Source organism: Paraconexibacter sp. (assembly GCF_059438195.1).
Genome location: NZ_JBLKKY010000046.1, coordinates 18,879 through 33,648, shown reverse-complemented (window position 1 = coordinate 33,648; position 14,770 = coordinate 18,879). Strand labels below are relative to the sequence as shown.

General features: G+C 75.0%; 14 protein-coding genes and 1 pseudogene. 10 read left to right on the top strand and 5 right to left on the bottom strand.

The features are described from left to right. Positions 1-153, top strand: a 153-nt coding sequence (locus ACME2J_RS15340) for a sigma factor-like helix-turn-helix DNA-binding protein (RefSeq protein WP_495545806.1), incomplete at its 5' end; no start/stop codon positions are given. A 99-nt stretch (positions 154-252) separates the two neighbouring features. Here the strand turns inward: ACME2J_RS15340 and ACME2J_RS15335 are convergent. Further along, complete coding sequence (locus ACME2J_RS15335; protein ID WP_495545804.1) at positions 253-483, bottom strand: response regulator transcription factor; 231 nt, start codon at positions 481-483, stop codon at positions 253-255. 100 nt (positions 484-583) lie between these two features. Here ACME2J_RS15335 and ACME2J_RS15330 point away from each other — a divergent pair, with 100 nt between their 5' ends. The 4 genes from ACME2J_RS15330 (at position 584) to ACME2J_RS15315 (ending at position 6,222) form a co-directional block, all read left to right on the top strand. After that, positions 584-3,367, top strand: coding sequence for an ATP-binding protein (locus tag ACME2J_RS15330; RefSeq protein WP_495545803.1), 2,784 nt, complete (start codon positions 584-586; stop codon positions 3,365-3,367). Positions 3,368-3,436: 69 nt separating this feature from the next. After that, positions 3,437-4,279 (top strand): aldo/keto reductase, encoded by an 843-nt coding sequence (locus tag ACME2J_RS15325; protein WP_495545802.1) that lies wholly within the window; start codon positions 3,437-3,439, stop codon positions 4,277-4,279. Positions 4,280-4,322: 43 nt separating this feature from the next. After that, positions 4,323-5,483, top strand: coding sequence for a type IV pilus twitching motility protein PilT (locus ACME2J_RS15320; protein WP_495545801.1), 1,161 nt, complete (start codon positions 4,323-4,325; stop codon positions 5,481-5,483). A gap of 40 nt (positions 5,484-5,523) precedes the next feature. Next, positions 5,524-6,222 carry an AIM24 family protein gene (locus ACME2J_RS15315; protein WP_495545800.1) on the top strand — a complete coding sequence of 233 codons (699 nt, stop codon included), beginning with the start codon at positions 5,524-5,526 and terminating at the stop codon, positions 6,220-6,222. Positions 6,223-6,228: 6 nt separating this feature from the next. On the opposite strand, the gene ACME2J_RS15310 is transcribed toward ACME2J_RS15315, so the two are convergent. Then, a complete protein-coding gene (locus tag ACME2J_RS15310) occupies positions 6,229-6,600 on the bottom strand; it encodes a winged helix-turn-helix transcriptional regulator (protein ID WP_495545799.1) in 372 nt (123 codons plus the stop codon). Positions 6,601-6,731: 131 nt separating this feature from the next. Here ACME2J_RS15310 and ACME2J_RS15305 point away from each other — a divergent pair, with 131 nt between their 5' ends. Beyond that, complete coding sequence (locus ACME2J_RS15305) at positions 6,732-8,567, top strand: peptidoglycan recognition protein family protein (RefSeq protein ID WP_495545798.1); 1,836 nt, start codon at positions 6,732-6,734, stop codon at positions 8,565-8,567. A gap of 33 nt (positions 8,568-8,600) precedes the next feature. Here ACME2J_RS15305 and ACME2J_RS15300 read toward each other — a convergent pair whose 3' ends face one another. After that, on the bottom strand, positions 8,601-8,759 hold the full coding sequence (locus tag ACME2J_RS15300) for a hypothetical protein (RefSeq protein ID WP_495545797.1): 159 nt from the start codon (positions 8,757-8,759) through the stop codon (positions 8,601-8,603). Between the two features lie 41 nt (positions 8,760-8,800). Then, positions 8,801-9,262: pseudogene (locus ACME2J_RS15295) on the bottom strand (YibE/F family protein); the annotation flags it as partial. A 126-nt stretch (positions 9,263-9,388) separates the two neighbouring features. On the opposite strand from ACME2J_RS15295, the gene ACME2J_RS15290 reads away from it, so the two are divergent. From ACME2J_RS15290 to ACME2J_RS15280, 3 genes are read left to right on the top strand one after another with little or no spacing between them, the layout of a single operon-like run. Beyond that, positions 9,389-11,176 (top strand): metal ABC transporter solute-binding protein, Zn/Mn family, encoded by a 1,788-nt coding sequence (locus tag ACME2J_RS15290; protein WP_495545796.1) that lies wholly within the window; start codon positions 9,389-9,391, stop codon positions 11,174-11,176. 26 nt (positions 11,177-11,202) lie between these two features. Continuing rightward, positions 11,203-11,997 (top strand): metal ABC transporter ATP-binding protein, encoded by a 795-nt coding sequence (locus ACME2J_RS15285; RefSeq protein WP_495545795.1) that lies wholly within the window; start codon positions 11,203-11,205, stop codon positions 11,995-11,997. Further along, entirely contained in the window at positions 11,994-12,830 is an 837-nt protein-coding gene (locus ACME2J_RS15280; protein ID WP_495545794.1) for a metal ABC transporter permease, read from the top strand. The genes ACME2J_RS15285 and ACME2J_RS15280 overlap by 4 nt, the downstream gene beginning before the upstream one ends. A 58-nt stretch (positions 12,831-12,888) precedes the next feature. Here ACME2J_RS15280 and ACME2J_RS15275 read toward each other — a convergent pair whose 3' ends face one another. Next, on the bottom strand, positions 12,889-13,347 hold the full coding sequence (locus ACME2J_RS15275; protein ID WP_495545793.1) for a Fur family transcriptional regulator: 459 nt from the start codon (positions 13,345-13,347) through the stop codon (positions 12,889-12,891). A gap of 90 nt (positions 13,348-13,437) precedes the next feature. On the opposite strand from ACME2J_RS15275, the gene ACME2J_RS15270 reads away from it, so the two are divergent. Next, on the top strand, positions 13,438-14,703 hold the full coding sequence (locus ACME2J_RS15270) for a hypothetical protein (RefSeq protein ID WP_495545792.1): 1,266 nt from the start codon (positions 13,438-13,440) through the stop codon (positions 14,701-14,703). Positions 14,704-14,770: the final 67 nt, after the last annotated feature.

Below are 14,770 nucleotides of genomic sequence, written 5' to 3'. Positions count from 1 at the left end.
CGCTACGGGCTCGGCGGCGAGCACCCGCGGACCCTCGACGAGGTCGGCCGCACGTTCAACGTGACGCGCGAGCGCATCCGCCAGATCGAGAACCAGTCGCTGAAGAAGCTCCAGAGCCTCGCCGAGGCCCAGAAGCTGCGCGACGTCGCCTAGCGGCGCCGCGACACCGACGCACTGCCGAGGGGCCCGCGGACGCGGGCCCCTCGTCGTGCCGCCTCCGTCCAAATCCGCCGACCTCCGGCGGACGCCGGCTCAGGCCGCGATCCGCGCGTCGAGGTAGCAGCGCACCGCGACGACCCTGCGGTCGTAGGTCCCCTCGGGGTCGTCGACGAGCTTGCGGTAGATCGACCGCACGTGCGACTCGACGGTCCTCTCGCTGAGGACGAGCGCCTCGCCGATGGCCCGGTTCGAGCGCCCCTCGGCCATGAGCGCCAGCAGCTCGACCTCCCGCGGGGTCAGCGTCTCGATGCTCCCCCGCGTCATGACGAGGATCCTCCGCCGTCGACGCCTCGCGCACCACCCCTGAACCCGGCGCGACGTTCCCCTACTTTTCCCCCACGCTTTCCCCTAGGATCACGCCGCGGTGAGGACAGCGGACGCGATGCTGGGCCGAGAGAGGGAGCTCTCGCTCCTCGCGCAGCATGCCGAGGCGGCCGCCAACGGCTCGGGACGGGCGGTGCTCGTGCACGGGCCGGCGGGGATCGGCAAGTCGACCCTGCTCGCGCACGTCGTGGACGACGCGCGCGCCACCGGCGCGACGGTGCTCGTCGCACGCGCGAGCGAGTCGGAGCGGGACGTGCCGTTCGGCGTCGTCCGCGGCCTGCTCGAGACCGCGGTGCGGACCGACCCCGGTCTCATGGCCGACGAGGCGCGGCACGCGCGCGCCGCGCTGGGGGACGTGGACGGCGCATCGGCTCCTCTCGGCGGCGACGGGGCGCATGCGGTCATGCGAAGCCTCTACTGGGTCGTCGACCGCATCGCCCGGTGCGGACCCACGCTCCTCGCGATCGACGACGTCCAGTGGTCCGACGACCCGTCCCGCCGCTTCCTCGACGCGCTGCGCGTGAGGCTCGACGGTCTCCCGGTCCTCCTGCTCTCCGCCGCCCGGGACGGTTCGGGCGCGAGCCTCGAGCCGTGGTTCGCCGACGCCGCGGTCCGGACGCTGGGGCTGCCGCCGCTCGACGTCGAGGCGGTCTCCGAGCTCGTGCGCGCGACGCTCCCGCGGGCCGACGGGGCCGTCTGCGCTGCCTGCGCGGATGCGACGGGCGGCAACCCGTTCCTCCTCCACGCGCTCGTGGCCGACCTCGCCGCGCGGCCCGGGGCCGTCCTGGCCGACGAGGTCCCCTCGGTGACGCCCGACGCGGTCGTGTGGGCGACCCGGGGCAGGCTCGACGGCCTCGACGCCGCGGCTGCCGCGTTCGCTCGAGCCGCGTCGGTCCTGGGAGGAGCCGTCGGTGCGCGGACGGCGCGCCTCGCAGAGCTCGGCCGCGACGAGGCCCGGGAGGCGGCGGAGGCGCTGCAGATGACGGGCATCCTCGTCGACGGCGACGGCGGACTCACCTTCCCGCACCCGCTCGTGCTCGCCGCGGTCCGGGAGTCGGCCGGACCCGTCGAGCGGATGCGACTCGCCGGCCGCGCCGGCCGGCTGCTCGCCGAGGAGCCGGGGCAGCTCGACCGCGCCTGCGCGCATCTCCTCGCGGCGTCGTGCGAGGGGGACGAGGCCGTCTTGGAGATCCTCGAGCGGGGGGCCGCCTCCGCGGTCGCTCGGGGGGCCCCGCAGGAGGCGAGGAAGCTCTTGGAGCGCGCGCTCGCCGAACCCCCGCCCCCGCACCGCGTCGAGCCGGTCATGGCCGCCCTCCTCGACGCCTCCTACGTCGCGGGGCACGCCGCGGTCGAGGATGACGCCCGGGCCCTCCTCGAGGTCTCGCGCGAGCCGGGGCGACGCCTGAGGGCCGCGATCATCCTCGGTCACGTCCTCACGCTGCGGGGTCGCACCGGGGAGGCGGTGCGCGTCGTCGCCGCGCACGTCGACGAGGCGGCGGGCGCGGAGCTCGTCCGGGAGGGGAGAGGGCTCCTCGCGGCGTGGGCGACGATGTCGCTCGACGCGCGTGAGCAGAGCCGGCCCGTCCTCGCGCCGCTCGCGGCGGCGCCTCGCGACGGCGGCGCCTCGCTCGAGCTGCTGGCGATCGCCTCCCTCGAGTGCGCGCTCGGCGCCTCGACGGCCGCCGAGGTCGCCGAGCACGTCGCGCGTGCCTGGTCGGCCGGGGAGCTCCTGCGTCGCCACGGTCCGACGACGCCGCTGACGCAGTCGCTGCCCTACACGCTCGCCGTCGCCGGCGAGCACGGCGAGGCCGAGCGCGTGGCGGAGGCCCTCCTCGCCGCGTCGCGCGCCGAGGGGTCGCTCGTCGGGCGGTTCTGCGCGCTCGGCTCGCGGGGCGGCGCACGGGCGATGCGCGGCGATCTCGGCGGTGCGGAGGCCGACCTGCGGGCCGCGCTCGAGCTCGAGGCGGCGGGGCATGGCTTCGGTCTCATCGCGGCGGTGCAGCGGGCGACGCTCAGCCGGTGCCTGCGGGCGACGTCCGGTCCGCTCTCCGCCGGGGCGGTGCTCGACGACCTCGACGCCGCCGCGCGGACGGACCCGTCGTTCACCAGCGTCCTCTGGCTCGCCGAGCGCGCGCGCGTCGCGCTCGCGGACGGCCGCCCCGCCGACGCCCTCGCTGACCTCCGCATCCTCGCGTCGGTCGACGAGCGCTGGCCGTCCGACGGCCACTGGAGCAACCGGCTCGCGCTCGAGGCGCGCGCGCTCCACGCCCTCGGGGAGACCGCCGAGGCACGCGACCGCGCGACGCGAGGCCTCGCCGTCGCGCGCCGGTTCGGCGCCGCTCCGCAGCTCGTCGAGGCGCTGCGTGCGGCGGCGGTCGTCGAGGCGTCCGCGGACCCCGACGCGCTCCTCGACGAGGCGCTCGTCCTCGCACGGGCGCGCGGGCTGGGTGTCGAGGAGATCGAGGTCCTCGTCGACGCCGCGGTCCGCCGGATCGGCGCTCGGGAGCCCAGCGACGCCCGCGCGCTCCTCGATGCGGCGGCCGATCGCGCTCAGCGCCGCGGCGCCGAGGCGCTCGCGCGGCGCGTGCAGGCCGCGGCGATCCGCGCCGGTGCGCGCCCGCGGCGCTTCGCCCGCACGGGGGCCGCGTCCCTCACGCCGGCCGAGCGGCGCGTCGTCGAGCTCGTCGTCGACGGGCGGACGAACCGCGAGATCGCCCAGGAGCTGTTCCTCAGCGAGAAGACGATCGAGAACCACCTCACCCGCGCCTACCGCAAGCTCGGCGTCCGGTCGCGGGCGCAGGTCGCCGCCGCCCTCGCCGCCTGACCGCCCGCGTGGGCGCCCGGCCGGTGCCCGCGCGGTTTCGCGGTCGCGCGACCGGGCACCATCCGGGGCATGACGACCTCCGCGCGCTCCGTCCCGTCCGTCCCCCTCCACGGCGACGTCGACATCCCGCAGCTCGGGCTCGGCGTGTGGCAGGTGCCGGCGAAGCAGACGGTCGAGGTCGTCAAGCACGCCCTCGACGTCGGCTACCGGCACATCGACACCGCGGCGGCCTACGGCAACGAGGCAGAGGTCGGCAAGGCGATCCGCGCCTCGGGGCTCGACCGCGACGACGTCTTCGTGACGACGAAGCTCTGGAACGACGCCCACGGCTTCGACGAGGCGCGCCGGGCGCTCAAGGAGAGCCTGCGCAAGCTCCACCTCGACCACGTCGACCTCTACCTCATCCACTGGCCGGTCCCGTCGAACGGCCGCTACGTCGAGGCGTGGCGCGCGCTCATCGAGGCCCAGGAGGACGGTCTCGTGCGCGCGATCGGCGTCTCGAACTTCCAGCCGGAGCACCTCGACAAGGCCATCGAGCAGACGGGGGTCACGCCCGCCGTCAACCAGATCGAGCTGCACCCGCGCTTCCAGCAGGCGGGCCTGCGACGCGAGCACGCCGAGCGGCGGATCGTCACGGAGGCGTGGAGCCCGCTCGGCCAGGGCACCGTCCTCGACGACCCGGTCATCCGCGAGCTCGCCGGAGCGCACGGCAAGACGCCCGCGCAGATCGTCCTGCGCTGGCACATCGAGCTCGGCAACGTCGTCTTCCCGAAATCCGCCACGCCCGAGCGGATCGCGGAGAACATCGACGTGTTCGACTTCTCGCTCCCGGCGGCGGACATGGAGCGCATCGCGGCGCTCGACGCCGGCGAGCGCATCGGTCCCGATCCGGACGAATTCGCGGTCATGTGACGCAGGGCTCAAGTCCGCGGCGGGACGCGCCGATCCCGGTGCCGTGGCCTTCGACATCGACTCCTCCCTCGTCCGCCTCGTCGAGGCGGGCGGCTCCGATCTCCACCTCAAGGTCCCGTCGCCGCCGATGATGCGCGTCGACGGCGAGCTCGGGCCCATCCCGGACGCCCAGCCGCTCGGCCCCGCCGACACGGAAGGGGCGCTCGCGCACCTGCTCGGCGCCGACGAGACGAAGCGCCGCGAGTTCGACGAGGAGGGGGAGGTCGACTTCTCCTACGCGATCTCCGGCGTCGCGCGCTACCGCGTCAACGCGTTCCGCCAGCGCGGCTCCGTCTCGATCGTCGCTCGCGCGATCCCCGTGTCGATCCGGACGATCGACGACCTCGCGCTGCCGCCGGTCATCCGCGAGCTCGCCGAGGAGGAGCGCGGGATCGTCCTCCTCACCGGCACGACGGGCTCGGGCAAGTCGACGACGCTCGCGGCGATGATCGATCACATCAACTCGACGCGGCACCGGCACGTCGTCACGATCGAGGACCCGATCGAGTTCCTCCACAAGGACAAGAAGTCGGTCATCAACCAGCGTGAGGTCGGCGAGGACACGCTGTCGTTCAAGCGCGCGCTGCGCCGGGTCCTCCGCCAGGACCCCGACGTCATCCTCATCGGCGAGATGCGCGACGAGGAGACGGTCCAGACGGCGCTCAGCGCCGCGGAGACCGGCCACCTCGTCTTCTCGACCGTCCACACGGTCGACGCGTCGGAGACGGTGAACCGGCTCATCGAGTTCTTCCCGCCGCACATGCACCAGCAGGTCCGGGCGATGATCGCCGGCACGCTCAAGGGCGCCGTCTCCCAGCGCCTCGTGCAGGCGGCCGGCGGCAAGGGACGCGTCGCGACGTGCGAGGTCCTGCGGATGACCGGCCGGGTCCGCGACATGATCATGGACCCGATGCAGACCGGCAAGCTCGGCGAGGTGATCGCCGAGGGCGGCTACTACGGCATGCAGACGTTCGACCAGGCGCTCTTCGACCACCTCAAGGCGGGGCGCGTCACGATGGAGCAGGCGCTCCAGGCGGCGTCGAGCCCGCACGACTTCAAGCTCCTCGTCGCCGCGGACGGCCGTCGCGGGACGACGATGGACGACCTCGCGCAGGCCGAGGAGGGGCGTGCCGGCGCGGTGAACGGCGCCTCGTCGCTGCGCTGAGCTTGACGGGCCGCGGCGGCTCGGCGAGTCTCCGCCGACCATGAAGACCTCCCTGTCCCAGTTCCAGGAGACCGAGTCGGCCGACGCGTTCTCCCTCCAGAACCCGAAGCTGCTCAAGGTCGAGCTCGAGCAGGTGACGATCCAGGCGAAGATCGGCTCGATGGTCGCCTATCAGGGCGACGTCACCTTCGAGCACGCCGGGTCGGGCGGGATGGGACGCTTCATGAAGAAGGCCCTCACCGGCGAGGGGCAGAGCCTCATGAAGATCACGGGCAGCGGCGAGGTCTTCCTCGCCGACACCGCCCAGGAGATCCAGCTCCTCTACCTCGAGGGCGAGCGCGTCACGGTCAACGGCTCGAATCTCCTCGCGTTCGACGCCGGGATCGACTGGGACATCGAGCGCGTGAAGGGCGTCAGCGGGATGATGGGCGGCGGCCTCTTCAACACCGCGCTCAAGGGCACGGGGTGGGTCGCGATCCTCACCGACGGCCCGCCGGTGCTCCTCGACGTCGGGTCCGCGCCGACGTTCGCCGACGCCCAGGCGGCGGTCGTGTGGACCGAGGGCGTCCAGACCTCCCTCAAGACCGACTTCAAGATGAAGAACCTCGTCGGCCGCGGCTCCGGTGAGACCCTGCAGGTCGCGTTCAGCGGCGAGGGATGGGTCCTCGTCCAGCCCTCGGAGGGCCGCCCCGTCGTCCAGACGCAGAGCAGCGGAGGAGGAGGCCTGCTCGGGAACTAGGGGGCGTCAGACGGCGGCGGGCTCGCCCGTCGCCGCGTCGTCGGCGGGGTCCGGCTCGCTCTGGCAGCGGGCGCCGAGCCAGCGCTCGCCGTAGTCCCGCATGTTCTCGACGATGGGGAGGAGGGCGCGGCCCTTCTCGGTGAGCGCGTACTCGACGCGCGGCGGGACCTCCGGGTAGGTGCGGCGCTCGACGATGCCCTCGTCCTCGAGCGCCCGGAGGCGCAGCGAGAGCGTCCGCGGGCTGATGCCCGCCAGGGACCGCTCGAGCTCGCAGAAGCGCGACGTTCCCGCCGCGAGGTCACGGACGAGCAGCAGCGTCCACTTCCCGCAGACGATCTCTGCGGTTCGGCAGACGGGACATGAGGAGTCGCTCGCCATCTCCCATGACTTTACCAAGTGAAGTAGCGGGCCCGTCCAGGCGCGCCGCTGCACCGCGACATCCGTCCGGGCGGAACGTTGCAGAGCCGAGGAAACGCAACCCGACCTGTCGAAGCGGGTTGGGAGTACCGATGCCGGTCGATCACGCACGCCCACGAACGCTCTCGCGCCGCCGCCTCATCGCCACCGGAGCCGTCGCCGGCGCCGCGGCCCTCCTCCCGCTCGGCTCGGGCGGCCCGCTGCGGCCGCCCTCGGCGTGGGCCGCCTCGTCGCGCAGGCGGCCGCCGCGCGACGTGACCGGGTTCCGCATGGAGGTGCCGGCCCGCGCGCTGCGCGGTGGCCGCGTCTCGGACGTCCTCCGCGCTCCCCGGCGCTTCGACCTCCTCGGCCTGCGCGGCTCGGGCGTGCGCGGCGGCGGCGTCGAGGTGCGCGCACGCGAGGCCGGGGGCGAGTGGTCGAGCTGGGCTCGCGTCGAGGTGACCCGGCACGGTCCCGACGGCCGCGGGCCGCTCGCGGCGAGCGACCCGGTGTGGGTCGGAGGGGCCGACGAGTTCCAGATCCGGTCGCGTGAGCCGCTCGGCGGCCTCGACGTCCACTTCGTCGCCGTCCCGGCGGACACGCGGCGGGCCCGCCCCCGGGCGTCGGCGTCGTCCGTGGCGCGTGCGGCTCAGGCCGGCGGCGCACCCCCGATCATCGGTCGCGACGTGTGGGAGGCGGGGCGCTGCCCGCCGCGCGGCGAGCCCAGCTACGGCGAGGTCCGGATGGCCTTCGTCCACCACACGGTGTCGGCGAACACGTACGGACCGCAGGACTCGGCCGGGATCGTCCTGTCGATCTGCAAGTACCACCGCGACTCCAACGGCTGGAACGACGTCGGCTACAACTTCATCGTCGACCGCTTCGGGCAGGTGTTCGAGGGGCGCGCCGGCGGCGTCGACAAGCCGGTCATCGGCGCCCAGGCGCAGGGCTACAACCGGTTCTCGACCGGTGTCGCGTGCCTCGGGACGTTCTCCGACGTCGGGCAGAGCCCGGTCGCGCTCGACGCGCTCTCCCGCCTCCTGGCGTGGAAGCTCGCGACGCACGCCGTCCCCGTCAACGGGGAGGTGACGGTCGTGAGCGGCGGTGGGTCGACGAACCGCTTCAAGAGCGGCACCGAGGTGGCGTTCCAGCGGATCTCCGGTCACCGCGACGGCTGCTCGACGGCGTGCCCCGGCAACGCCCTCTACGCGCAGCTCCCGGAGATCCGCGCGCGGGCCGCGCGCATCAACCCGGCGGTCGCGAACACGACGCGCCTCACGCTCGGAGCGGTCGAGCCCGACCCCGTCTATGGCGAGCAGGCGCGCTTCCGCGGTCGTCTGCTCCTCGCGTCGGGCGCGCCCGCGACCGGCGAGCGCGTGAACATCCAGAAGCGCGGCAAGAGCGGCAAGTACACGACGATGGCGCGTGCGACGACCGGGCCGGACGGGTACTGGGACGCCTCGTTCCCCTGGCGGGCCGAGGGACGCATCCGCGCGACCTCGCGCATCGAGGGCGAGCAGTCGGTCCGCTCGGAGTCGCTCATGGTCGGGCTCACGCCGTCGGTCACCGCGAAGGCCGCGACGAGCCGGATCGAGCGGGGGCAGCGCATCCGCATCTCCGGTCGCGTCCGGCCCCATGCCGCGGTGCGGGTCCTCGTCGAGAAGGAGGGCGAGGACGGGAAGTACGAGCGCGTCCGCGAGAGCCGGATGCGGATCCGCCGCGGCCGGTTCTCGTCGGGCATCCTCCTCCGCGACCCGGGGCTCTACCGGCTCACGGTCCGGACGGGGTCGAAGGAGAGCCCCGTCGAGGCCGATCCGATCTACGTCCGCGCGGTGCGCGACATCGAGAAGAACCCGCCGCGCGAGACGGCGGGCGACTCGACGTCGGGCGGCTCGGGCGGGGGCGGACCGTCCTCGACGCGCGACCCGGGCGGCGTGTCGCCGCGCTAGGGGCGCGCGAGGCGCGGGTCGTCCCGTCGCGCCTCAGCCGACGAGGACAGCGGCGGCGCCGACGACGGCGGCGGAGAAGCGGCGCAGGACCGACGGGGTGATCCACGCCCACGCGCGCGTCGCGAGCCACGCGCGGAAGCCGGTCGCCGCGGTGGCCGCCGTCGCGGCGCCCATCATGCACTGCGCGCACATGGGCCGAGTATCGCACCGGCCGCGTGGCGGCCGGGCGCCCGCTAGTGGTGGTGGACGTGGCCGCCGCTCGGCAGCGACTCCGGCGGCATCCTCGCGACGAGCGCCGCCGCGAGCCCGGTGGTGAGCGGGACGCTCACGAGGAGCGCGATCGAGCCGACGAGCGTGGTGACGATCGGCTCCGCGAGGTCCGGGGTGTTCACGGCATCGGCGCCCGTCACGCCCGCGCCCTCGAGGAGGAGCAGGAGCGGGAGCGTCGCGCCCACGTAGGCGAGGACGAGGGTGTGCGTCGTCGCGACGAGATGGTCCCGCCCGACCGAGAACGCCCCGTCGAAGAGGGCGCGCGGGCCGAGGCCGGGGTTCGCCCGCCGCAGCGCCATCACCGCCGACGCCTGCGTCACCGCCATGTCGGCGAGGACGCCGAGCGCGCCGAGGACCATCCCCGCGAGGACGATGCCCTGCAGCGAGATCTCCCCGTCGGTCGCGGCGAGGATCGCGCCGGCGTCCTCGGTCTCCTTGCCGTCCGGCGCGCGTCTCGAGGAGGGAGGACATCAGGAGGTCGGTGTTCGGCGCGAGGCGCGGAGGCCCTGCATAAAAATGGGAACCAGTCCTGTTTTGCTACGCTCCCTGGCATGTTCGACGCGTTCACGCTGCCCTTCGTCCAGCGGGGCGTGTGGGAGGTCCTCCTCCTCGCCGTGGCCGCGGGTCTCATCGGGACGTGGGTCGTCCTGCGTGGACTCGCGTTCTTCGCGCACGCGGTGGGGACGGCGACGTTCCCGGGTCTCGTCGTCGCCGACGGCGTGGGGTTCCCGGCAGCGCTCGGCGGCGCGGGGACGGGCTTCCTCGTCGCCGGCGGGGTCGGCGCGGCGACCCGGGGAGAAGGGGGCCGTGAGCGCTACGACTCGGCGACGGCGCTCGTGCTCGTCGGCGCGCTCGCGCTCGGCGTCATCCTCGCCAGCGACGTCTTCGACTCGAGCGCGAGCGTCGAGACGCTCCTCTTCGGGAGCCTCCTCCTCATCGACACGGGGGACATCGCGCTCGCGGGCGTCGTGAGCGCGCTCGTCCTCGCAGCGACGGTCGTCCTCGGCGACCGCTGGCTGACGGCGGGCTTCGACCCGTCGAACGCGCGCGCTCTCGGCGTGCGCAGCGCCTTCCCCGACGCGCTCCTCCTCGTCCTCGTCGCGCTCACCGCGGTCGCCGCGCTCAGCGCCGTCGGCGCCCTGCTCGCGACCGCGCTCATCGTCGTGCCTGCGGCGACGACGCGTCTCCTCTGCCGCCGCCTGCGGACCTGGCAGGTCGCGACCGTCCTCCTCGTCGCCGTCGAGGGCGTCGCCGGCCTGTGGCTGTCGGTCGAGACGAACGCGCCTCCGGGAGCGACGGTCGCGGTGCTCAGCGGCGGGGCGTTCGTCGCCGCGGCGCTCTGGCGGGGGCTCCGGCCGCGGCGGCCCCGCGGACGCGCCGTCGCGGCAGCGGCGACCGCGGCGATCCTCGGCCTGCTCGCCGCCGGCTGCGGCGACGACGGCGCCCCGGGCTCCGGCGACGCGGCGCTCACGGTGGTCGCGACGACGACGCAGCTCGGCGACTTCGCGCGCGAGGTCGGCGGGGACCGCGTCGAGGTCGTCCAGCTCCTGCAGGCGAACTCGGACCCGCACGACTACGAGCCGCGACCCGACGACGTGCGGAGCGCCGCCGAGGCCGACGTCCTGCTCGTCTCGGGCCGCGGCCTGGACGAGTGGTCCTCGGAGGTCGCGGAGCAGGCGGGGATCGAGGATGCGGTCGTCGACGTCAGCGAGGGCCTGCCCATCGCCGTCGAGGGCGGTCACGACCAGGGCGACGAGGCCGACGCGCACGCCGGGGACGACGCCGATCCGCACTGGTGGCACGACCCGCGCAACGCGCGTGCCGCGGTCGGCACGATCCAGGCGGCCTTCTCGGAGGCCGACCGCGACGGCGCCGCGGCCTACCGCGCCAGCGCCGAGCGGTACGACCGGGAGATCGCCGCGCTCGACGAGCAGCTCGCCGCCTGCTTCGCCGCCGTCCCGGAGGAGGACCGCAAGCTCGTGAGCGACCACGACGCGTTCGGCCACCTCACGCACCGCTACGACATCGAGTTCGTCGGCGCGATCATCCCGGCGACGACGAGCCAGGCGCAGCCCTCGGCAGGAGAGCTCGCGGCGCTCGCCGAGACGGTCCGCGAGGCGGGGGTCCGCGCGATCTTCCCCGAGAGCTCGCTCAGCGCCGACCTCGCCGAGACGATCGCCGACCGCACCGGAGCCACCGTCGGCGAGTCCCTCTACGCCGACACGCTGGGTCCCGAGGACGCCGACGCAGGGACCTACCTCGGCAGCATGCGCGCGAACGCCGATGCGCTCGTCCGCGGCTTCACCGGCGGCGAGCGCGGATGCACGGCGGGCGGATGAGCGTGAGCACCGTGCATGATGGGCGGGTGGCCGCTGCGACGACCGCGACCGCAGGCACCGTCCTCGTCCGCGTCGAGGGCCTCGCCGCTGCCTACCCGGGGGCCTCGTCGCCCGCGCTCTGCGATGTCGCGTTCGCCGCGCACGCCGGCGAGCGCGTCGCCGTCCTCGGGCCGAACGGCGGCGGCAAGTCGACGCTCTTCCGCGTCCTGCTCGGCGAGCTCGAGCCCGCGTCCGGCACCGTGGAGGTCGGCCGCTGCGCGGTCGTCCCGCAGACCGAGCGCAGCAGGCTCGATTTCCCGGTGAGCGCTCTCGACGTCGCGCTCATGGGGGCGATCTCGCGCCTGCCGTGGTGGCGCCGCCCCGGGCGCGCCGAGCGGGCCCGCGCGAGGGCGGCTCTCGACGCCGTCGGTCTCGCCGACCGCGCCGACGCGACGTTCGGCGACCTCTCCGGCGGCCAGCGCCAGCGCGTCCTCGTCGCCCGCGCGATCGTCCAGGACGCGCCGGTCGTCCTCCTCGACGAGCCCTTCACGGGCCTCGACGCGGCGAGCGCCGAGCGGCTCGAGGGGCTCCTGGCCGACCTCGCCGCCGAGGGCCGCGCGCTGCTCGTCGCGACGCACGACGTCGAGCAGGCCCGGCGATGGGACCGGGTCCTGTGCCTCAACCGGCGCCAGGTCGCGTTCGGCGGCGCGGAGGTGCTCGAGCGCTCCGTGCTCGAGGCGACGTACGGCTCGGAGATCGTCGACGTCGACTGCGCGGTCCACGGGACCGAGCGGGCGGTCATGCCGCCGCACCACCATCACCACGGCGAGGACGTGCGGTGATCGCGGCCGTGCTCCCGTGGCTCACCGAGCCCTGGAGCGAGCCGCTCATGCAGCGGGCGCTCGCCGAGATCCTCCTGCTCGGGATCGCGGGAGGCGCCGTCGGATGCTGGCTCGTCCTCTACGACCTCTCCTACTCCGCCGAGTCGCTCGCGCACTCCGTCCTGCCGGGGCTGGTCGTCGCGGCGCTCGTCGGCGCGCCTCTCCTCCTCGGCGCCGCGGGCGGGCTCCTCGTGGGGGCGATCGGGATCGCGCTCGCGTCGCGCGCGCCGGAGGTCGGCCGTGACACCGCGGTGGCCGTCGTCGTCACGACCCTGTTCGGCCTCGGGGTGCTCCTCGCCCTCTCGCCCGACGCGCCCCCGCGGCTGTCGGACCTCCTCTTCGGTGACGTCCTGGGCGTCAGCGACGGCGACCTCGCGCTCGCCGCGGCGCTCGTCCTCCTCACGGGCGGGGCGCTCACGCTCCTCCACGGGCGCCTTCTCGTCGTCGGCTTCGACCGCCTCACGGCGCGGCCGCTCGGCGTCCGCGCCGGCGTCGTCGACGCTCTCCTCCTCGTCCTCCTCGCGGCCGTCCTCCTCGTCGCCGTCCGGGGCCTCGGCAACCTCCTCGTCGTGAGCGTCCTCATCGCCCCGGCGGTCGCGGCGCGTGCGCTCAGTCGGCGCATGGGTCCCATGATCGCCGTCGCGGCCGCCGTCGCGGCTGCGGGAGGGGCGCTCGGCCTCCTCGTGAGCTACCACGCCGAGACGGCGGCGGGCGCGACCGTCGCCGCCTCGCTCGTGGCGACGACGCTCGTCGCGGTCACCGCGGGCCGTCTCCGCGCCGCCCGCCCCGCGTGAGTGTGGATCCACCCGGCGCAGAGCCGGGTGGATCCACACTCACCGGCGGTCGTCGCGGTCAGACCTTGCGGGCGCAGTCCGCGCAGGTGCCGTGCAGGACGATCTCGTGGTCGGCCACCTCGAAGGTGACGCGCCGCGCCGCGCGGTCGATCGCGCGCTCGAGCTCCTCGTCCTCGAAGGGGAAGACCTCGCCGCAGGTGTCGCAGACGAGGTGGTGATGGTGGTGGTGGCCCTCGGGGTGGTGGGCCTCGTAGCGCGCGATGCCCTGGCCGACCTCGATGCGCTGGACGAGCCGGAGCTGCTCGAGCTCGTCGAGCACGCGGTAGACGCTCGCCCGGCCGACCCGGCGCTTCCCGCCGCGCAGGCGGTCCTCGATCTCGAGGGGGCTGAGCGCGCACGCCTCCGCGGCGAGGAGGTCGATGACGGCCTGCCGGGCGCCCCCGCGCCGGTAGCCGGCCTCGGCGAGACGGTCGGCCGCGTGCTCGGCCCACGGACGGTCGGCGGTGGCGCGGGACACCCGTCGATCGTAGTCGAGGGGAGGCTCCTCGACCGTGCAAGGCCGCGTGCGGGGGGCAGGAGGGCGCCGCCCGAGGGCGAACGCGACCGCATGCGCAACCGCCAGCTCCACGCCGCGCTCGCCGCGTTCGCCGAGGAGGCCGCGTGGCAGCTCGCCTCAGAGGCCGAGGACGGCGCCGAGGTCGCCTTCGAGGTCGTCGAGACCGTCGGCCCGCAGCGCGACACGCCGCTCTACTGCTACCGACCCCTCACCACCGACTTCATCCGGGAGCGCCTCGGTCTCCTCGGCCGCCTTCCGAGCTACCTCCCCGCGGTCCACGCGCTCGCGGCCGCCGGGGGGCTCGACACCTACCTCGCGGCGCACGGCGAGGACCGCGCGCCGGCAGGCGGGCGCGCGCGGGCGGAGGTCGCCCTGCGGATCTTCCTCACCCGCGTCTTCGAGGACTCGACGGACTTCATCCTCGAGGCGCCGCGCCTCGAGCGCGCGATCGAGGAGCTCTCGCGGCGCACCCGCGAGGGCCGCGAGATCGTCCAGGTCGTCGTGCCGGTCCTCGGACTCCGCCTCGCCGGCGCCGAGGTGCCCATGGGCGACGGCCTCGAGCTCGTCCGGGGCGACCAGCTCGACGACGTGCCCTCGGAGGCCGCGTGGCCGCGCGGAGGCTCCGACCCGCACACCGTCGCCGTGCTCGAGTGGGAGGCGGCACCGGGCGACCCGATGCCGCTCCGCGAGGCGCGGGCCCGCCTGCGGCGCGCGCTCGCCGCGCTCCGTCTCTACACCGACGTCCCGGTCGCCGCCGGCCCCGCCGCCTGGGTCCGCAGCGGCGACGGGGCGTGGCGCGGCGTCCCGTCCGGCCTCCCGCTGCGGCCCGAGTCCGCCCTCGATCTCGACCCGTGCGTCGTCCCCGTCGATCGCGAGGACGAGCTCCGCGCCTTCTGCAGCCTCATCGGCCGGCGGACCCCGCGCAGCGGACCGCTGGCATGGGCCCTCGCGCGCTTCGAGCTGGGCTCGCTGCAGTCCGACCCCGGCCAGGCGCTCACCGATCACCTCCTCGCGCTCCGGGCGCTCCTCGACCCGGACGGCCTGCGGGGCGACCTTCTCGCCGCCCGCCTCGCGGCGCTGTGCGCCGAGCCCGGCGGGCGTGAGGAGCTCACCGCGAGGGTGAGCGAGATCATCGCTCTCGAGCGCGCCTGCATCGCCGGCGTGGCGCCCGACGACGACACCGTCGCGGTGCTCGTCGCGGAGCTCGCCGGCCACCTGCGAGCGATCCTCCGCGACGTCCTCTGCGGCCATCTCGATCCCGATCTCCGCGGGCTCGCGGACCGCCTCCTCGGAGAGGACCAGCCGACCGCCGCGTAGCGGGCGGGGGGCGCCGCCTTCACGCGAACTTCACCACGATCCGGCCCATCGCCCTACCCTTCCGGTG

What these genes read in the sequence shown, in the direction of transcription:
- ACME2J_RS15270 (WP_495545792.1), top strand. Translation starts at nt 13,438, where the DNA reads ATGCGCAACCGCCAGCTCCACGCCGCGCTCGCCGCGTTCGCCGAGGAG.
- ACME2J_RS15290 (WP_495545796.1), top strand. Translation starts at nt 9,389, where the DNA reads ATGTTCGACGCGTTCACGCTGCCCTTCGTCCAGCGGGGCGTGTGGGAG.
- ACME2J_RS15305 (WP_495545798.1), top strand. Translation starts at nt 6,732, where the DNA reads ATGCCGGTCGATCACGCACGCCCACGAACGCTCTCGCGCCGCCGCCTC.
- ACME2J_RS15325 (WP_495545802.1), top strand. Translation starts at nt 3,437, where the DNA reads ATGACGACCTCCGCGCGCTCCGTCCCGTCCGTCCCCCTCCACGGCGAC.
- ACME2J_RS15315 (WP_495545800.1), top strand. Translation starts at nt 5,524, where the DNA reads ATGAAGACCTCCCTGTCCCAGTTCCAGGAGACCGAGTCGGCCGACGCG.
- ACME2J_RS15335 (WP_495545804.1), bottom strand. Translation starts at nt 483, where the DNA reads ATGACGCGGGGGAGCATCGAGACGCTGACCCCGCGGGAGGTCGAGCTG.
- ACME2J_RS15300 (WP_495545797.1), bottom strand. Translation starts at nt 8,759, where the DNA reads ATGTGCGCGCAGTGCATGATGGGCGCCGCGACGGCGGCCACCGCGGCG.
- ACME2J_RS15310 (WP_495545799.1), bottom strand. Translation starts at nt 6,600, where the DNA reads ATGGCGAGCGACTCCTCATGTCCCGTCTGCCGAACCGCAGAGATCGTC.